General features: G+C 68.0%; 16 protein-coding genes and 1 pseudogene. 8 read left to right on the top strand and 9 right to left on the bottom strand.

Features of this window, described 5'->3' with window-relative positions:
• The first annotated feature begins 260 nt into the window (after positions 1-260).
• The 3 genes from ABZ909_RS00615 (at position 261) to ABZ909_RS00605 (ending at position 1,700) form a co-directional block, all read left to right on the top strand.
• Complete coding sequence (locus ABZ909_RS00615; protein WP_356995481.1) at positions 261-515, top strand: hypothetical protein; 255 nt, start codon at positions 261-263, stop codon at positions 513-515.
• Between the two features lie 337 nt (positions 516-852).
• Positions 853-1,410, top strand: a complete 558-nt coding sequence (locus tag ABZ909_RS00610) for a sigma-70 family RNA polymerase sigma factor (protein WP_356995480.1) — start codon at positions 853-855, stop codon at positions 1,408-1,410.
• The gene (locus ABZ909_RS00605; protein WP_356995478.1) at positions 1,407-1,700 is read left to right on the top strand and encodes a hypothetical protein; all 294 of its coding nucleotides are present in this window, start codon (positions 1,407-1,409) and stop codon (positions 1,698-1,700) included. Before ABZ909_RS00610 ends, ABZ909_RS00605 begins: the two co-directional genes overlap by 4 nt.
• A 10-nt stretch (positions 1,701-1,710) precedes the next feature.
• Here the strand turns inward: ABZ909_RS00605 and ABZ909_RS00600 are convergent, their stop codons facing one another.
• From ABZ909_RS00600 to ABZ909_RS00590, 3 genes are all read right to left on the bottom strand, one after another.
• Positions 1,711-2,517 (bottom strand): MBL fold metallo-hydrolase, encoded by an 807-nt coding sequence (locus ABZ909_RS00600; RefSeq protein WP_356995476.1) that lies wholly within the window; start codon positions 2,515-2,517, stop codon positions 1,711-1,713.
• Positions 2,518-2,682: 165 nt separating this feature from the next.
• Positions 2,683-3,243 carry an ester cyclase gene (locus ABZ909_RS00595; protein WP_356995474.1) on the bottom strand — a complete coding sequence of 187 codons (561 nt, stop codon included), beginning with the start codon at positions 3,241-3,243 and terminating at the stop codon, positions 2,683-2,685.
• A 13-nt stretch (positions 3,244-3,256) separates the two neighbouring features.
• On the bottom strand, positions 3,257-4,366 hold the full coding sequence (locus ABZ909_RS00590; protein WP_356995472.1) for a hypothetical protein: 1,110 nt from the start codon (positions 4,364-4,366) through the stop codon (positions 3,257-3,259).
• A 94-nt stretch (positions 4,367-4,460) separates the two neighbouring features.
• Here ABZ909_RS00590 and ABZ909_RS00585 point away from each other — a divergent pair, with 94 nt between their 5' ends.
• The gene (locus tag ABZ909_RS00585; protein ID WP_356995470.1) at positions 4,461-5,156 is read left to right on the top strand and encodes a TetR family transcriptional regulator; all 696 of its coding nucleotides are present in this window, start codon (positions 4,461-4,463) and stop codon (positions 5,154-5,156) included.
• Between the two features lie 19 nt (positions 5,157-5,175).
• Here the strand turns inward: ABZ909_RS00585 and ABZ909_RS00580 are convergent, their stop codons facing one another.
• Genes ABZ909_RS00580 through ABZ909_RS00570 form a run of 3 tightly spaced genes read right to left on the bottom strand, consistent with a single transcriptional unit; the run spans position 5,176 to position 9,900 of the window.
• Complete coding sequence (locus tag ABZ909_RS00580) at positions 5,176-6,594, bottom strand: NAD(P)/FAD-dependent oxidoreductase (RefSeq protein WP_356995468.1); 1,419 nt, start codon at positions 6,592-6,594, stop codon at positions 5,176-5,178.
• Positions 6,591-8,411, bottom strand: coding sequence for a DUF3556 domain-containing protein (locus ABZ909_RS00575; RefSeq protein ID WP_356995890.1), 1,821 nt, complete (start codon positions 8,409-8,411; stop codon positions 6,591-6,593). The genes ABZ909_RS00580 and ABZ909_RS00575 overlap by 4 nt, the downstream gene beginning before the upstream one ends.
• A gap of 31 nt (positions 8,412-8,442) precedes the next feature.
• Positions 8,443-9,900, bottom strand: coding sequence for an AMP-binding protein (locus ABZ909_RS00570; RefSeq protein WP_356995466.1), 1,458 nt, complete (start codon positions 9,898-9,900; stop codon positions 8,443-8,445).
• Positions 9,901-9,928: 28 nt separating this feature from the next.
• On the opposite strand from ABZ909_RS00570, the gene ABZ909_RS00565 reads away from it, so the two are divergent.
• From ABZ909_RS00565 to ABZ909_RS00550, 4 genes and pseudogenes are all read left to right on the top strand, one after another.
• Complete coding sequence (locus ABZ909_RS00565; RefSeq protein WP_356995464.1) at positions 9,929-11,341, top strand: helix-turn-helix domain-containing protein; 1,413 nt, start codon at positions 9,929-9,931, stop codon at positions 11,339-11,341.
• A gap of 131 nt (positions 11,342-11,472) precedes the next feature.
• Positions 11,473-13,182 carry an alpha/beta fold hydrolase gene (locus tag ABZ909_RS00560; protein WP_356995462.1) on the top strand — a complete coding sequence of 570 codons (1,710 nt, stop codon included), beginning with the start codon at positions 11,473-11,475 and terminating at the stop codon, positions 13,180-13,182.
• Positions 13,183-13,192: 10 nt separating this feature from the next.
• A complete protein-coding gene (locus ABZ909_RS00555) occupies positions 13,193-13,645 on the top strand; it encodes a MaoC family dehydratase (RefSeq protein ID WP_356995460.1) in 453 nt (150 codons plus the stop codon).
• 68 nt (positions 13,646-13,713) lie between these two features.
• Positions 13,714-13,889 (top strand): annotated as a pseudogene (locus tag ABZ909_RS00550) (alpha/beta hydrolase); the annotation flags it as partial.
• 121 nt (positions 13,890-14,010) lie between these two features.
• Here the strand turns inward: ABZ909_RS00550 and ABZ909_RS00545 are convergent.
• The 3 genes from ABZ909_RS00545 to ABZ909_RS00535 all read right to left on the bottom strand — a co-directional run bounded on the left by ABZ909_RS00545 (position 14,011) and on the right by ABZ909_RS00535 (position 15,686).
• Entirely contained in the window at positions 14,011-14,538 is a 528-nt protein-coding gene (locus ABZ909_RS00545) for a DUF4822 domain-containing protein (RefSeq protein WP_356995889.1), read from the bottom strand.
• A gap of 14 nt (positions 14,539-14,552) precedes the next feature.
• Positions 14,553-14,687 (bottom strand): hypothetical protein, encoded by a 135-nt coding sequence (locus ABZ909_RS00540; protein ID WP_356995458.1) that lies wholly within the window; start codon positions 14,685-14,687, stop codon positions 14,553-14,555.
• A 180-nt stretch (positions 14,688-14,867) separates the two neighbouring features.
• On the bottom strand, positions 14,868-15,686 hold the full coding sequence (locus ABZ909_RS00535) for an SDR family oxidoreductase (protein WP_356995456.1): 819 nt from the start codon (positions 15,684-15,686) through the stop codon (positions 14,868-14,870).
• Positions 15,687-15,814: the final 128 nt, after the last annotated feature.

The raw sequence follows: 15,814 nt of genomic DNA, 5'->3' as shown, positions 1-15,814 counted from the left end.
ACAACAGGGATATCACCCTATCGAGCAACTCTGGGCAAGACCTCCGGGCCCGGTTTGACGGATCTTTGACATGCCCCGAGCCGGAAGGCCGATAGCCCGCCATGACGGGTCACGCCCGCCCGCGACCATGTGGTGCTGCCGGGTCATGGCCGCGGTTGCCACGAGCAGCGTCGTCCTGCTCCAGGGCGATTGAACCGCCGATAGCCATCGGTGAAAATGGACAGTGCCGCCTTGTACCGATACCCGGAGGAGAGCGCCGAATGTGGTTGCAACTGGTGCTCATCGCGCTGCTGGGCATTGCGGTGATCACCGTGTCGCGACGGCTGTGGCCCGCCCGCAATCGAGGCCTGAGTGCCGACGCCACCGACAGCGACAACGATCCCGCCCACGAGTGGGGCGGACTGGCTGGTCTACTGGTCGCAGGGTTTCAACGCTTCGTAACCCCGAGAGTATGGCCACGGATCCAGAAACGACTGGACCGCCAGCGGGAGCGGCGGGAGCGGCGGCGACGCTGAGCCAACGGCGAGGCCGAACACGCAGATCGTGCCGTCCTCGTTGGCGCTGTATACGAATCGGCCGGGGTCGACGATGACGGATTCGGGTGGTGTTCGACGCCGCGGGCCTCGAAAGTTGTTGTCGCGGTTCGGCGGGCGAATCGGCGTCTCGACATGGACCGGTCGAATCGGGTGGGTGATGAATCCTTTTCGCGGTTGGTTGCTCTTATGGACGTGCGGGCATCGAGGTCGGCACGTGGAGAAAGGGTTCTCATGACCGTAGTCGTCGTCGCCGTGGTTGTCGCGGCTGTGTCGGTGTGTAGTTGCGTACTGTTCCTGCGTAATCGGAAGCGCTCGCGTGGGTAGGGGCGTGCCGTCCTCGTGGCCTGCGGCGGACATCGTGGTCGCGGCCCAGGGCGGAGATGAGGCGTCGATCGGGGCGTTGGTTTCCGGTGCGCATCCGCACGTGCGGCGGTTCGCGTATTCGTTGTGTGCGAGCAGCCAGGATGCTGAGGACGCGGCGCAGGAGGCGATGATCGTGCTGTATCGCAAGATCGGAACTCTGCGAGCCACGGGTGCGCTGGCCTCCTGGATGTTTCGGATCGTGCGGAACGAATGCTTGCGGCGAGTCACGGACATGGCCCGCCGCTCCGAAACGAGTGCCGAGGCGTGCACCGCCTCGGCCGAGGACGACGTGCTGGCCCGGCTGGAGATCGAGCGGGTGGCCGCGGCCATCGCATCCTTGCCCGCCGATCAGCGCCGGGTACTGATCATGCGTGACGTTCAGGGTCTGCCGGGAAGTATGGTGGCCGAATCGGTCGGGCTGAGCACTGCGGCGATGAAATCCCGGCTGCACCGTGCCCGCACCACCGTGCGCTCCGAGCTGGATTCCTGGAACGAGGCGGCAGCGGAATGACCAGTCGACTCACCTCGGGCGAACGGTCTTTCGCCAGCAAGTCCGTCCCCGCCCATCTGGCGCGAGGAGTCATCGGATTCGGGCTGCTCGCCGGATCGATCGCACTGGCACCGGTTTTCGGCGTACTCGGTCTGCTACTGCTGCCGGTCGGTGTCCTGGCCCTGCGCGGCTGTCCCATGTGCTGGGCGATCGGCCTGATACAGACGATCTCACGAGGGCGCCTGCAACGCTCCTGCACCGACGACGCCTGCCACCTGACCCGCGCGGGGCGTCGAGCCGGTGGTCGGTGACGGCACGTCATCACCCCGTGCCGGTGCCGATCTGCTGGGCACGGCGCAGCAGGAAAGGATCGTGGGCATTGATCAGCAGCAGGTCGGGGGCCTGCCCGGTCCACAGCTCGGCGAGGCGTTCGTGGTTGGCGCGAACTGCGTTCATGTCGTGCGCGACAAAGCGTTCCATCGCGGTCAGGGCTCGTGGCACCGGGCCGAGGCCGTCGATCTGGCCGTGGTGGTAGAAGGAGTCGCCGGCGTGGAGGATCCATCGTCCGCCGGTGTCGACGGCGATGGCGGCGTGGCCGCGGGTGTGGCCGGGCAGGCTGATCATGACGAGGCCGGGTGCGATCTCGGTGAGTTCCTTGGCGGCGGCGAAGCCGTACCAGGGATCACCGTCGCCGGGGGTGTGGCAAACCAGTGTCGGGTGGTGGTCGCGGTGGGTGGGCAGGTAGCGGGCCTGCTCGAGGAAACCTGCCGGTCGCCGGGCGGCATTCGCTTCATCGGCGGTGAGATGAACTCTGGCCCAAGGGAAGTCGGCGAGCCCGCCGGTGTGGTCGGCGTCGAAGTGGGTCAGCACGATATCGCGGACATCACGCGGGTCGAAGCCGAGACGTTCGAGTTGCCGGATGGCGGACTCGTTCGCGTCGAACCTGGGGCGCACGTAGAAGCGTCCCGGACCGAATCGGGCTGCGGGGTCGGCGGCATCGCGCAGACCCAGCCCGCTGTCCACCAGTACGAGTCCGGTGTCGGTCTCCAGGAGCAGGGCATGGCACACCAACCCCGCGGGGGTGCGTGGGGGATGCATTGTGCCGCAGTTGAGGTGGTGGACTTTCATCCCAGCGCTTCCAACATCGCCGTCATCACTGCGGGATCGCCCCGGATGAGGCCCGCGTCGATGGTCTGGATCGGGTTGCTGCCGTCCCAGTTCGCGGCTGCCATCCGCCGATGAGTGCACGCATTGTGGTCTTCTCCTTGCGTTCGTTCGAGTCCATCGTGGGAGTCAGTCGCCGAGGTCCGGGGGTGTGGTGTTCAGCAGGCGCGGGTCGGGTTCGCCGCCGGTGGCGGTAGCTCCGGCGAGGGCTCGCACGAGGGTGAGCAGGTCGCGGGGTTTGCGTCGGTCCAGCCCGGCCAGCAGTTGTTTGAGGACGGTGAGCTGGTCGAAATAGATCCGCTCGATCACCAGGTGCTCGTGCTCGTCGAACACGAAATAGGCGGTCATCCTGGTCCGATGGGCCGACCCGGTGGGCGGGATTTTGCCCAGCGGCCCCAAATGGGTTCCCAGCAGCCAGAATTCGACGATCACCGCGTCGTGACTGTGGCGCAGGGCGATGATCTCGTGGTCCTGGTCGGGGAACGCGACGCGGGTGTCGCGGTAGTAGTCGCGGACCTCGGTGTCGCCGTCGTGGACGACCATCGGTGCGATCAGCTCGTAGTGCGGGTGCGGGAACGTCGACAGCGTGGCGTCCCAGTCCTGGGCCACCTCGTCGTGGAAATGATCGAGGACCAGCTGCTCCCGAGCGCGCAGCACGGCCTCGGGCGGCAGGGTGAATCGTGAAGACATGGTTGGTCTCTCCTCAGCACTGAGGGCCATGAGTGAGGTGGCCGTGGTGGAAGGTGGGGTGGGTACCCGGGTTCGTCCACACGCCGGTGAGTTCGCTGGACGGGAAGAACTGCAGGAAGCGTGGGTCGGCTTGGCTGCGGTCGGCCAGCGTCTTCTCGAGGATGATCGAGTTGTACTGGTCGGCGGTGGTTTCCATGGTGTTGGCGTTGAGCACGATCTCCTGTCGCCATTCCCGCGCCCACCGCGCCAGCCCCGGCAATCGGGAGTGTTCCGGGGTGAGCGCCTCGGCCGCGATCACGTTCTCGCTGCTGACCCAGATCCCGGTCGAGGTGTTGACCACCAGGCTCTGATTGCCGAACACGTGCCCGGGAGTCTTGACCACGGCCACACCGGGCCCGAGGACGACCGAGCCCTCGATGGGCAGGAACGCCTCGGCGGGAACATCCCGGTAGGCGGCGGGCTGGTACCACGGCTGCTGCAGCGGATGCAGCTCGGCCATGCCCGCGAGCTCGTCGCGTTGAACGATGACCTTGGCGTTGGGGAAGATCGCCGCGGGTGTGGTGTCGAGGTCGGTCTGATGGACGGTGGTCCCGATCCAGCGCCGCAGGTCCTGGGTGTGGAGGTGGTCGAACATCAGATAGTCGACCTCGTCGCGCGCGATCCCCAGGCGCGACAGATGGCCCAGCACCGTGCCGTGTTCGGTGACCATCCGCCGCTCGATCATCGCCGGGGTCCGCTGGGAGAGACTGTCGAAATACGGTGTGTAGCGGCCGAGTTCGACGTCGGAGGGCTCGAACAGCAGGGTGCGGGGGCGTCCGCCGGAGTCTTGCCAGCGGATCACGAGCATTCGGTTGGTGATCGACAGGAACGGCGCGATCGCCCGCGAGGCGCGGAACAGACCGAACCGCGTCGGGTAGGGCAGGGTCACCAGATCGCAGGTGGTGATGCTGTCGGGGGTGCCGGTGCCCGGGAATTCGCGACGAAACGCTCGAGCCTGTTCACGAGCGACCCGCAGCCGTGCGCCCGGACCGCCCTCGACGTGCGCGAGATCGGTGAGAGTGTCGATACGGGTTCCAACGGTCGGTAGATCGACCACATCGGAAGTGCCCCAGGGGAAACGCATGCCGGACTCCAATATCCACAGCGTGGGTTTTATGCGGTCGTGACGATATACCCACGGTGTGGATTTAATCAAGGGTGTGCGGCAGAATGGCCGCATGACCAGCCCAGCCCCCTCGACGCGCCGGGGACGGCCCCCGAAAGGGACCGGCCAGCTCACCCGGGCGGGGATCGTCGCAGCGACCCTCACGGTGATCGACGGCGACGGCGTCGACGCTGTCGGGATGCGAGCGGTCGCACGCGTGCTCGGCGTCGATCCGAAGAGCCTGTACAACTACGTGGACGGCAAGGACGGGCTGCTCGATGCGGTGGCCGAGCATCTCCTGGGCTCGATCGAGCTGCCCGCCCGTCGCGGTGATCTCCGCGGCGACCTGCGAGCCATCGCGGAGGCGTTCCGCGATCGCGCTCTGCTGCATCCGGCGGCCGCCGCCCTGGTGCTCACGCGGCAACTGGCATCGGTGGAGGGCCTGGCACCGATCCAAGCCGTTCTGGAAGTACTTCTCGCGGCAGGCTGCGACCCACGGGAAGCGGTCCATCTGATGCGGACGATGGTGGCCGCCCTCATCGGCACCCTGCTGCGCGAAGTCAATGCCGGCCCCACCTACGGAACCAGCGACATCGCCGGGATCGCAGCACGCCAGGCGACGCTCGAACAGTCGGGATTGCCCGCCGTCGCGGAAGCCGCTCCCTACCTGGCGCGATTCGACAAGCAGGAGGAATTCGACTACACGATCGAGCTGGCACTCGACGCGGCCATCGCCCGCATCGACGGTTCGATGCGGAACCCCCGGTAGTCGGCGAAAGTCGCAGTCCTCACACGGATCCGAGATAGGCCAGGGCCGCCTCGGCGGCGTTGGCGCCGCACATGCCGTGGGCACCCGGGCCGGGTGGGGTCGCGGCGGAGCAGATGTACATGCCGGGGATTCCGATTGCATACGGGGACAGGGTGATTCGCGGTCCGAAGAGGAGCTGGCGGATGTCCTTGGATCCCGTCATGATGTCGCCGCCCGTGAAGTTCGGGTTGTGGGTGGCGAACTCGGTGGTCGGGTGGACGGTGTAGCCGATGACGCGGTCGCGAAAGCCGGGGGCGAACTGCTCGATGCGTCCGATGATCGCCTCGGCGGCATCGCCGGTATAGCCGTGCGGAACATGCGCGTAGGCCCACACGGGGTGGACGTCGCCCACCGAGCGTTGCGGGTCGGCCAGATATTGCTGGCCGACCAGGACGAACGGTCGCTCGGGCAGCCGACCGGCACGAATCTCGCGCTGCGCGGCGGCGACCTCAACGAACGGACCGCCCAGATGGACGGTCCCGGCGCGGCGGGCGTCCGGGTTGGTCCAGGGCACACCCTCCGCGACCGCGAAGTCGACCTTGAACGCACCCGGTCCGCGCCGGAATCGCCGGTACGCGTGCGAGATTCGCGATGGCAGCCGGTCGCCGAGGATCTCGGCCACCGATTCCGGGGCCAGATCGAACATGGTGAGGTCGGCCTGCGGCAATTGGGTGGCCGTCTCGATCCGGACGCCGGTCTCGAGCTTGCCGCCGAGGTCGGCGAGCAGGGCCGCCAGCGCGTCGGCGATGGCCTGCGAGCCACCGGCCGCCACGGGCCACCCGTAACGGTGCCCGGCGGTGAGGATGCCCAGGCCGATGGCCGAGGTCATGGGCAGGTGCAGCGGCCGGAAGGCATGCGCCGCAACACCTCCGAACAGCGCCCGCGCTTCCTCGGTCCGGAAGATCCGGGCCAGCGCCGAGGCGGGCAGCGGGGTCGGTGCGCCGAAGCGGGCCAGGGTCAGCGGGTGCCGGGGCACCCGCAGCAGGGGTCGCAGGATGTCCTCGGCCAGGGCGTCGTAGCGGGCGGCGGGCGCGCCGAACAACGACGTCCACCGCTGCCCGTCGCGGCCGAGTCCGGCGGCGGTGCGCTCGACCGACCGGTGCAGGACGCCGGCCCGGCCGTCGGCGAGGGGGTGCACGCAGTCGATCTCTGGTGTGCGCCAGGACAATCCGTATCGATCGAGTCCGAGTTCGCGCAGGAACGGCGAGCCCGCGGCCATCGGGTGAACCGCCGAGCAGTGGTCGTGCAGCAGGCCGGGAACGATGGCCTCCACGGTGCGGGTGCCGCCGCCGATCTCCCGGTCGGCCTCCAAGACGGTGACCCGCACACCCGCTCGGGCGAGGGCCACGGCGGCGGCGAGTCCGTTGGGCCCGCCGCCGACGACGGTCGCGGTGGTCATGCCAGCGCTCCGTGACCGTGCGCCTGCTCGGCGCGAATCTCCGCCGGGCCGGGCAGTGCCGGCTGCGGCCGGGTCCAGGTGACCGCGAGCGGGATCGGGCCGTTGGGCAGCCAGGGCTGCTCCGCCACGGCGTCGGCGACCTTCCAGGCGCCCCGCTCGATCACCCCGAGTGCGGCGTCGATGACCTGGTAGTGCTGCACCTTGCTGCCCCACGCCTGCGACTCCACCCACACGACGATCGCCTCACCCGGTTCGAAGCGGGCTTCGCGCTGCACGGCGGCGACGAAGTCCGCATTGTGCAGGTGCCCGTCGCCGAAGTTGAAGCCGATCACCGAGTTGCAGAGGAATTCGCCCTCGCGCACGGTGCGGGCATCGAGGTCGGGCAGGTTCTTCAGCAGCACCGAGAACAGGCCGCGACCCTGGCTGTGCATGGTGCGCCAGGCGACGACCTGCTGCATGGTCACCTCGGCCCACGCGGGCTCGTACCCGAATTCGACGAACTGGTCGACCTGGTTCTTGGCGGAGCGCGTCACCTGATCCAGTTTGCCCTCCGCGCCGGGGGCGAAGGCCCACACCGCCGAGGCCCAGTTGCCGGCGTACTGCCGCATGGACGGTAGGAACGACACCTTGTCGGGCCGGAAATTGCCGAGGATCGGGAAGACCAGCAGCCCGGCGATCAACCCGAGGGCCAGCCACGGCGAGGAGATGTCGAAGACGCCGTAGCCGTGCCAGTTCGGGAAGCCCAGGAACAGGAACACCGTCGCGTAGGCGAAGAGCGCGTTCCATTCCAGCGGCACCGCCAGCGGGAAGGTCGACACGATGAACAGATGGAAGATCACCATCACCGCGACGGCCGCCAGGGTGAGCCAGCGGTTGGTGGAGAAGAGCAGCACCAGCGGCGCGATCACCTCGACCGTGGTGCCGCCGACGTGCGCCATCACATCGGCGATGCGGGACGGGCGCAGATCGCGCGGGAAGTCCCGGTAGTGCGCGCGTTTGAACCAGGTGAACGGCACCGACGGGCTGTTGCTCACCATGGGCGGCACCACCAGCGCGAAGTGCTTGCCGAACTTCGACACACCCGCGCCCACCCATACGACGACGATGAGCAGTTTCAGCGCGATGATCATGTCGACGAAGGGCAACACCGCGAAGAAGAACAATGCGGGCAGGTACTGTTCGCCGCGCGCGGCCAGGAAAATGGTCTTGTCCCGCAACCCGTTCAGGACGAGCAGCACGATCGGCGCGACGAGCAGCGCCGGATTCACCAGGCCGGAGGTATTGCCCGGCACCGCCGCCGACAGCGAATCACTGTGCACGCCGGGCGAGAACAGCGCGACGGCCACGCTCACCAGCAGGGCGGCGTACAGCGTGATGTCGAACCAGCCGCGCCGGTCGCCCGCGGTGAACGGCACCCACGTCCACGGCCGCAGCCGGATGGTGCGCGGCCGCGCCCAGAACCGGATGCCGCCGGTCATGGGTTTCACCTTGCCCGCCAACGGCCCCCACGACCCGGCAATGCCGATGCTCTCCAGCAGGACGGTCCACAGAATGGCCTTCTGGTAGACGATCGGCTGATTCCACCACTGGCTCACGTGCCAGAACGCGGGCAGGTGTGAGGTGGTGGTGGCGACGACGATGCCGCCGAGGGCGTACAGCACGATCAGTTTCAGAATGTAGATCGTGTGCACCACGCGCGGTGAACCGAAGCCGTGTTCGGCCCAGTTGACGGCCAGGATCCGCATGCGCTCCATGAGCGGCAGCCGCAGGAAGTGCTCGGGCTCCACGGCGGGCAGATCGGGTTCGATGAATCCCATGACGATGCTCATTTCTGAAAAGTGTTGGTAATCAACGTGTTTGCGCGTCGAGTCGGCGCAGCGCGGGTTTGTCGATCTTGCCGACCGCGTTCTTGGGCAGCTCGTCGAGAATCGAGATGGACACCGGCAGTTTGTATTTCGCCAATCCCCGGCGGGTGTGCTCCCGAATGCTGTCGGCATCCAGGGCGGCGCCGGCGGTGAGGGCGGCGAACAGGATCGGCTGTTCGCCGTAGACCGGATCGGGCCGGCCCACGACGGCCGCCTCGGCGATCTCGGGCAGCTGGTAGACGACGGTCTCGATCTCCTTGGGATAGATGTTCTCGCCGCCGCGGATGATCATGTCCTTGGCCCGGTCCACCAGGACCAGATAGCCGTCCTCGTCCAGCCGCCCGATATCGCCGGTGTACAGCCAGCCGTCCACCACGGTGGCGACGGTGGCCTCGGGCCGATTCAGGTAACCGCGCATGACATTCGGGCCGGAGATCAGGACCTCGCCCGCCTCCCCTACCGGTGTGTCGTCGCCGTCCAGACCGACGATGCGGACGCGCTGGCCGGGCAGCGGCAGACCGACCGTACCCGGCTTACGTAGTCCGACAACCGGATTGAGCGTGCTTGCACACGTGCCCTCGGACAGGCCGTAGCCCTCGACGACCGGGATACCGTAGCGGGCCTCGAATCTCGCCAGCACCCCGATGCTCGCCGGGGCGGCCCCGCAGATGGCGAAGCGCACCGACGAGGTATCCGGGCGTACGTCCGCTGGCCGATCGGCCAGCATGGCGTAGATGGTCGGCACGGCGGAAAAGTATGTGGGACGGGCCTTTTCGATCCGGTCGAAGAAGGTGCCCGCGTCGAACCGGCCCGCGACGGTGGTGCGCCCGCCCGCCAGCAGCGGGGAGAGCACGCTCACCACGATCCCGTTGACGTGGAACAGCGGCAGGACGAGCAGGCTGTGGTCGCTCTCGTTGAGATCCAGCGCGTCGATGACCATGCCGCACATGGCGAGCAGGTTGGCGTGATCGAGCATGACCCCTTTGGGCCGCCCGGTGGTGCCGCTGGTGTAGATGACCAGGGCCAGCGCGCCGGGGTCCGCGTCGATCGGCTCGACGTCCATGCCAGGGCCCGCGAGCAGCTCACCCACGGGGACGACCGCGCACCCCGGGCCCTCGATCGGCGCATCGGTGACCAGAGCCTTCGCCCCGGCGTCGGTCACCTGGTACGCGATCTCGTCGGCGACCAGCGCCGGATTCACCGGTGTGACCGCCGCGCCCAGCCGCCATGCGGCGAACAGCGTCACCACCAGGTCCGCGGTATTGGGCAGCCGCACCGCGACCACGTCGCCCGCGCCGAGACCGTGCCCGCGCAGGGTCGCGGCGGCCCGCCGCACCGCCGCGAGGAATCGGGTGTTGTCGAGGTCGGCCCAGTCGTCGGCGAGGGCGGGGGCGGTCGGACGGGCGGCGGCCCTGCGATCGGGTAGTGCCGGGAGGTTCATGAGTTATGTCCTTGCGGGAGGAAAAGTGATGGCGACCACGGTAGAAATCGCCGACCGCCGCGCCACCGTCGTGCGTGAACGAAGTTCCTGGCCGCTTTTGTCGCCGGGAGACAACCCGCTCGGCCAATCCGCCGCCGCCGCGCGGTCGCAGATCTACCGTGGAGAGGTGACGGTTGCGCGGCGCGATAGCGATGTCGCGGTGGGCCGCTATGTGGAAGCGATCGCCGCCCGGCTGAACGTCAGGGTGACGCAGGTGAGCGCCGCCATTCGCGACGCGCTGGAGGACGATATCGTCGTGCTGCGTGGCGATCCCCGCACGGTGGACCTGCTCGGCGCGAGCGTCGAAGCCAATGTGGACACCCTGCTGCACGCCATGCGCCACGACATTCCGGTGGACCGCATCCAGGCCCCCGGCGCGGCCGTCGAGTACGCCAGACGTCTTGCGCAGCAAGGTGTTCCGGTCAATGCGCTGGTGCGCGCATATCGGCTCGGGCAGCGCCGGATGACCGAGATGGTGTTCACCGAGCTGCACACCATGGACATTCCGGCGGCCGAGCGCATCACCGCCATCGAGCGCATCACGGCGATCCTGTTCGAATACATCGACCGCATCACCGAGCAGGTCGTGGTGACCTACGACGACGAGCGCGAGCGGTGGTTGGAGAGCCGGAACAGCCTGCGCGCGCTACGCGTCCGCGAATTGCTGACCAGCCGCAAGACCATCGACACGGACGCCGTGTCCACGGCCCTCCGGTATCCGCTGCGCTGGCATCACGTGGCGCTGGTGCTCTGGTATTCGGACTCCGAGGACGACGAGATCCCCCGCCTGCAGCAGTTCGTCCGCGAGCTCGGCCAGGAGCTGGCCGTGGAGGCGAATCCCCTCTTCGTCGCCACCGATCCGGCCGGCGCGTGGGCCTGGCTGCCCTATCGCGCGGATCCCGGCGATCCGGTCGCGCGCATTCGGGCCCGGGTCTCCGCCGAGTCCGGCCCGCCCGGTATCGCCATCGGTCCGGCCCGGCCGGGCCTCGACGGTTTCCGGGCCTCCCATCGGCAGGCCGAGCGAGCCCACGGCGTAGCGCTCGCCCGCGGACTGCCGAATCCGCTGCTGGCCGCGTCGGAACCGGGTCTCGCGGCGGCGGCGCTGCTGGGCGGCGATCTCGGCGAAACCCGCGAGTGGGTGGGCGAGGTACTGGGAAAGCTGGCCTGCGACACCGGCAATGACGAACGCCTGCGCGAGACCCTGCGCGTATTCCTGCGCACCGGTTCGAGTTTCAAGGCGGCGGCCGGTGAACTGGATCTGCATTTCAATTCCGTGAAATACCGCGTCGGCCGGGCCATCGAGCGCCGCGGCCGGCCGATCACCGGCGATCGGCTCGATGTCGAACTCGCCCTGCTGGCCTGCCACTGGTACGGCCCGGCGGTGCTGCGACCGCAGGGCTGAGATCGCGAGCGGCTGCCGCACGCGGAAGACAAGACCCGGACTCATCTTCGTCTCCACGAGACAATGGCAGCGGCGCGCCGGCGGCCTACCTTTCTCGCCATGAATTCCCCCAATTCCACGAGGAGTGACTCATGGTGACCAATTCCGACTACGCCCGCGAACCAGCACAGGCCGACGAACTGGCCGCGCCGCTGGATCTACTGCTGACCGGCTCGGCAGTCGGCATCGGCCGCCGGATGCTGCCCAACAATTCCTGGAGCCGGCTGGCCGTGCACCTGGCCCGGCGGCCCGGCGTGGTGGGCGAGCGGGTGTCGGCGCTACGGCACGAGCTGACGGATATCGCGCGCGGACGGTCCCAACGGGCTCCGGCCAAGGCCGACAAGCGCTTCGCCGATCCGGCCTGGCAGAGCAATCCGATCCTGAAGCGCAGCATGCAGGCGTATCTGGCCGCCAGCGACACCGCCGACGAGCTGCTCACCGACGCACATCTGGATTGGAAGGACGAACAGTGGATGCGCTTCGTGATCGACAATGTCCTCGAAGGGGTGTCGCCGAGCAACAATCCGCTGCTCAATCCGCTGGGTTGGAAGGCGCTGGTCGACACCGGGGGGATGAGCGCGGTGCGCGGGCTCCGGCGCTTCGTCGGCGATATGACCCGAGCGCCCCGGGTGCCCGCCATGGTGGAGCCGAACGCCTTCACGGTGGGCGAGAACGTCGCGGTCACGCCGGGTTCGGTGGTGCTGCGCACCGAGGTCTTCGAGCTGATCCAGTACGCGCCGCAGACCCCGCGGGTGCATACGGTGCCCTTGCTCATGGTGCCGCCGGTGATCAACAAGTACTACATCATGGATATCGCGCCGCACCGCAGCATGATCGAGTACTTCCTGTCGCAGGGCCAGCAGGTGTTCGCCATATCGTGGCGCAATCCCTCTGCTGCGCAACGTGATTGGGGATTCGACACCTACGGCCAGGCCATCCTCGACGCGCTCGGCGCCGTCGAGACGATCACCGGTTCCGAACGCACCCACCTGCAGGCGTCATGCTCCGGCGGCATTCTGGCCGCCATGACCGCGGCACATCTCACCGAGATCGGGCAGGATCACCGGCTGGCCGGGCTGACCCTGATGGTGACCGTGCTCGACCAGGCCCGCGCCGGATTCGCCGCGGCCGCCATCGACGAGGAGACCGCCAAGACGGCCATCGCGGTCTCCCAGCGTCGCGGCTACCTGGACGGCCGCGCGCTGGCCGAGGTGTTCGCCTGGCTGCGGCCCACCGACCTGGTCTGGCGGTACTGGGTCAACAACTATCTGCAGGGTCGCGCGCCCGCGCCCTTCGACGTGCTGTTCTGGAATGCCGACACCACCCGCATGACCGCCGCCCTGCACCGCGACATGGTGCTGATAGGTGTGCACAACTCGCTCACCGTCCCCGGAGGGGTGCACATGCTCGGGACGCCCGTGGACCTGTCGCGGGTGACCGTGGACACCTATGTGGTGGCCGGGCTGGCCGACCACATCTCGCCGTGGCAGGCCTGCTATCGCAGCGCCCGGCTGCTGGGCAGCAAGGATTGCCGATTCGTGTTGTCCACCAGTGGCCATATCGCCGCGCTGGTGAATCCGCCCGGAAATCCGAAGGCCGCCTATCGCGTCGGCGCGCCCGACGACGCTGATCCGAGCGCATGGGTGGAAAACGCCGCGCAGCAAGCCGATTCCTGGTGGCCCGACTTCGCACACTGGCTCGCCGAACGTAGCGGACCGGACCGGGACGCACCGGCGACCCTCGGCGCCCCCGATCTGCCGGCACAGGACCCGGCCCCCGGCACCTTCGTGCTCACTCACTGAAAGGCATACCATGACAACACGACTCGACTCACCGGCCGACCTGATCGGCCTGACCGGACAGCAGCTCGGTACCACCGAGTGGATCGAAATCACCCAGCCGCAGGTAGAGCTGTTCGCCGACGCCACCGGCGATCATCAATGGATCCACACCGATCCGCGGCGGGCCGCCGACGGGCCCTTCCACGGCACCATCGCGCACGGCTATCTCACGCTCTCGCTGGCGCCGGTGATGATCGCCGACGTCCTCGAGATCCGCGACCTCACCGCGGCGCTGAACTACGGCCTGAACAAGGTCCGCTTCCCCGCGCCGGTGCCGGTGGGGTCCAAGATTCGGGCGGTGGTGACGCTGAATGCCGCCCAGCGGAAGACCTCCGGTGTGGAGGCGGTGTTCGGCCTCACCTACGAGATCGACGGCGGCAACCGCCCCGCCTGCGTCGCCGACGTCGTGGTGCTCTACCCGTGAGCACGCCGCTGCCCGCCGACGACGTCGAGCAACGGCTCATCCCCGTACTGGGACAACAGATTCAGGATCTCGCCGCGATTCTGGGCGAGCTGCTGCGCAAACTCGAATCCACGGGCAGGTCGATGTCCTCGGCCTGTCCCGGGGTGGCGCGCCGGCCCAGCAGTTCGCCTTCCAGCATCCACGCCGGTGCCACGCCCTCATCCTGGTCTCCACCGGCACCGGCGTGCTCATGGTCCCGGCGAACCAGGCGCGGGAATTGATGGGCGGCAATGACATTCCGATAGGGCACGCGGTGGTGCGAATCGACCGCACCGCCCGCGGCATCAGGAGACGACGCGGGCGGTATTCGCCTGTCGGAGCGCGGATTATTTGGCGGGTTCGGGGTGGGTCGTCGGGGTGTGGATGATGTCGAAGTAGACGGTTCTGTCGTCGGCCGTGGGATAGACGCGGTAGGTGAAGTCTTTATCGTTCAAGGTGACGATGTCGACCACACGGGTGAATTGTTCTTGGCCCGCATCATTTTTCGCGATGATGGTGCGAGTTCTGCCGTCCGGGGAGACTGACCAGTCGCCGTGCATTTTCGGAGTGTCGTCGAGGTTGAACATCGTGAAGGTGCCGTCGGACTTGAAGTAGGCGAAGCCCACGTAGTTTTTGACATGGTCGTCGGTGAGGGGGACCACGGTGCCGTGGGCGTCGGTCGCGGAAGTGGTTTCCCAGGGTGTGGCGGCCAGCATGGCGGCGGGCGAGCCCGGGGTGACCGCCGCGGATGCCGGGGTGGAGATGGTGGTCGGGATCGGCTCGCTGCTGTTGCTACTGCAAGCACCGAGCAGACCGACCGCCGCGAGGGCTACGGCAAGAGTCGCGATCCTTTTCGTCATCTCTTTACCTGTCATCGGACTCACTGTAGTTATCCGGCGGCGAGACTCCGCTCAACGAACCGCTGGCAGGCCTGGACCGCCGCGGCGAGGTCGAAGGCGTCGGGCGCGATGGGATGCTGGGCGTCGACGCCGCTCTCGAGGACGCGATCCGCTGCCGTCTTCACACTTACTGAACGCTCAACAGGTGTCGTGACGTTGGTCGGACGCCTTCGGCCGAACCGGGGATCCCCGGCAGGCGCACACAGCGAAAAAGCCCGGCCGGTCGGCGGGCCGGGCCACCAACCGGAGATACGACTCCGGAGGACGGGTCCGCCCGCCTGACCGGCCGGGTCGGGTTCGTCGACTCAGTTGCCCTGGGCGGCAACCGAAATCGGCTGCCACTTGCGCCAGGTCTCCAAGCGGGATTCGTAGTCCGCGGTGGCGATGGCCAGCGGAACCTCGCCGAGGAAGATGCGCAGCGGGGGCTCCTCGGCATCGACGACGGCGAGGATGGCCTGCCCGGTGGCGCCGGGGTCACCGCGGCGAACCGACGAACGCTGGGCGGCGCGGGCCGCACGGGCGCCGTCGTAAGCGGGATTGGGGCTGGCGTGCCGCGAGGACGGACCGGCCCAGTCGGTGTCGAAGCCGCCCGGCTCGATGAGGGTCACATGAATGCCGAAGGGCGCGACCTCCTGAGCCAAGGACTGGGACAGGCCCTCGAGTGCCCACTTCGAGGCGTGGTAGGCGCCCAGGTTCTGGAAGGCGGAGATGCCGCCGATGCTGGAGACCTGCAGGATGTGCCCGCTGCCCTGGGCGCGCAGGATGGGCAGTGCGGCCTGGGTCACCCACACCGCGCCGAACACATTGGTCTCCAGCTGATCCCGGAGCTCCTGCTCGGTGAGCTCCTCGATCATGCCGAACTGGCCGTAGCCGGCATTGTTCACGACGATGTCGAGGCGCCCGAAATGGTCGGCCGCCTGCCGCACGGCGGCGAAGTCGGCCGCGCGGTCGGTGACGTCGAGCCGCAGCGCCAGGAAGGTCTGCGGGTACTTGGCGACCAACTCGTCGAGGGTGCTCAGATCGCGTGCAGTACCCGCGACCCGGTCCCCGCGCTCCAGTGCGGCGAGCGCCCATTCCCGCCCGAAACCCCTTGATACACCGGTAATGAACCACACTTTGCTCATGTTCTCCGACCCTAAACAGCTGGAGTGCACTCCAAGCAAGGGTCGAGTCCGTCGACCCCGGACAGATGTGCCGATTCCGCCACGCATGCATATTGCGAGCCGGGTCACACCTGTGGCAAAGTGAGCTC

Source organism: Nocardia sp. NPDC046763, from assembly GCF_040645495.1.
Classification (GTDB): domain Bacteria; phylum Actinomycetota; class Actinomycetes; order Mycobacteriales; family Mycobacteriaceae; genus Nocardia.
The sequence above is the reverse complement of the archived record's forward strand: the minus strand, read 5'-3'. Positions and strand labels throughout refer to the sequence as shown.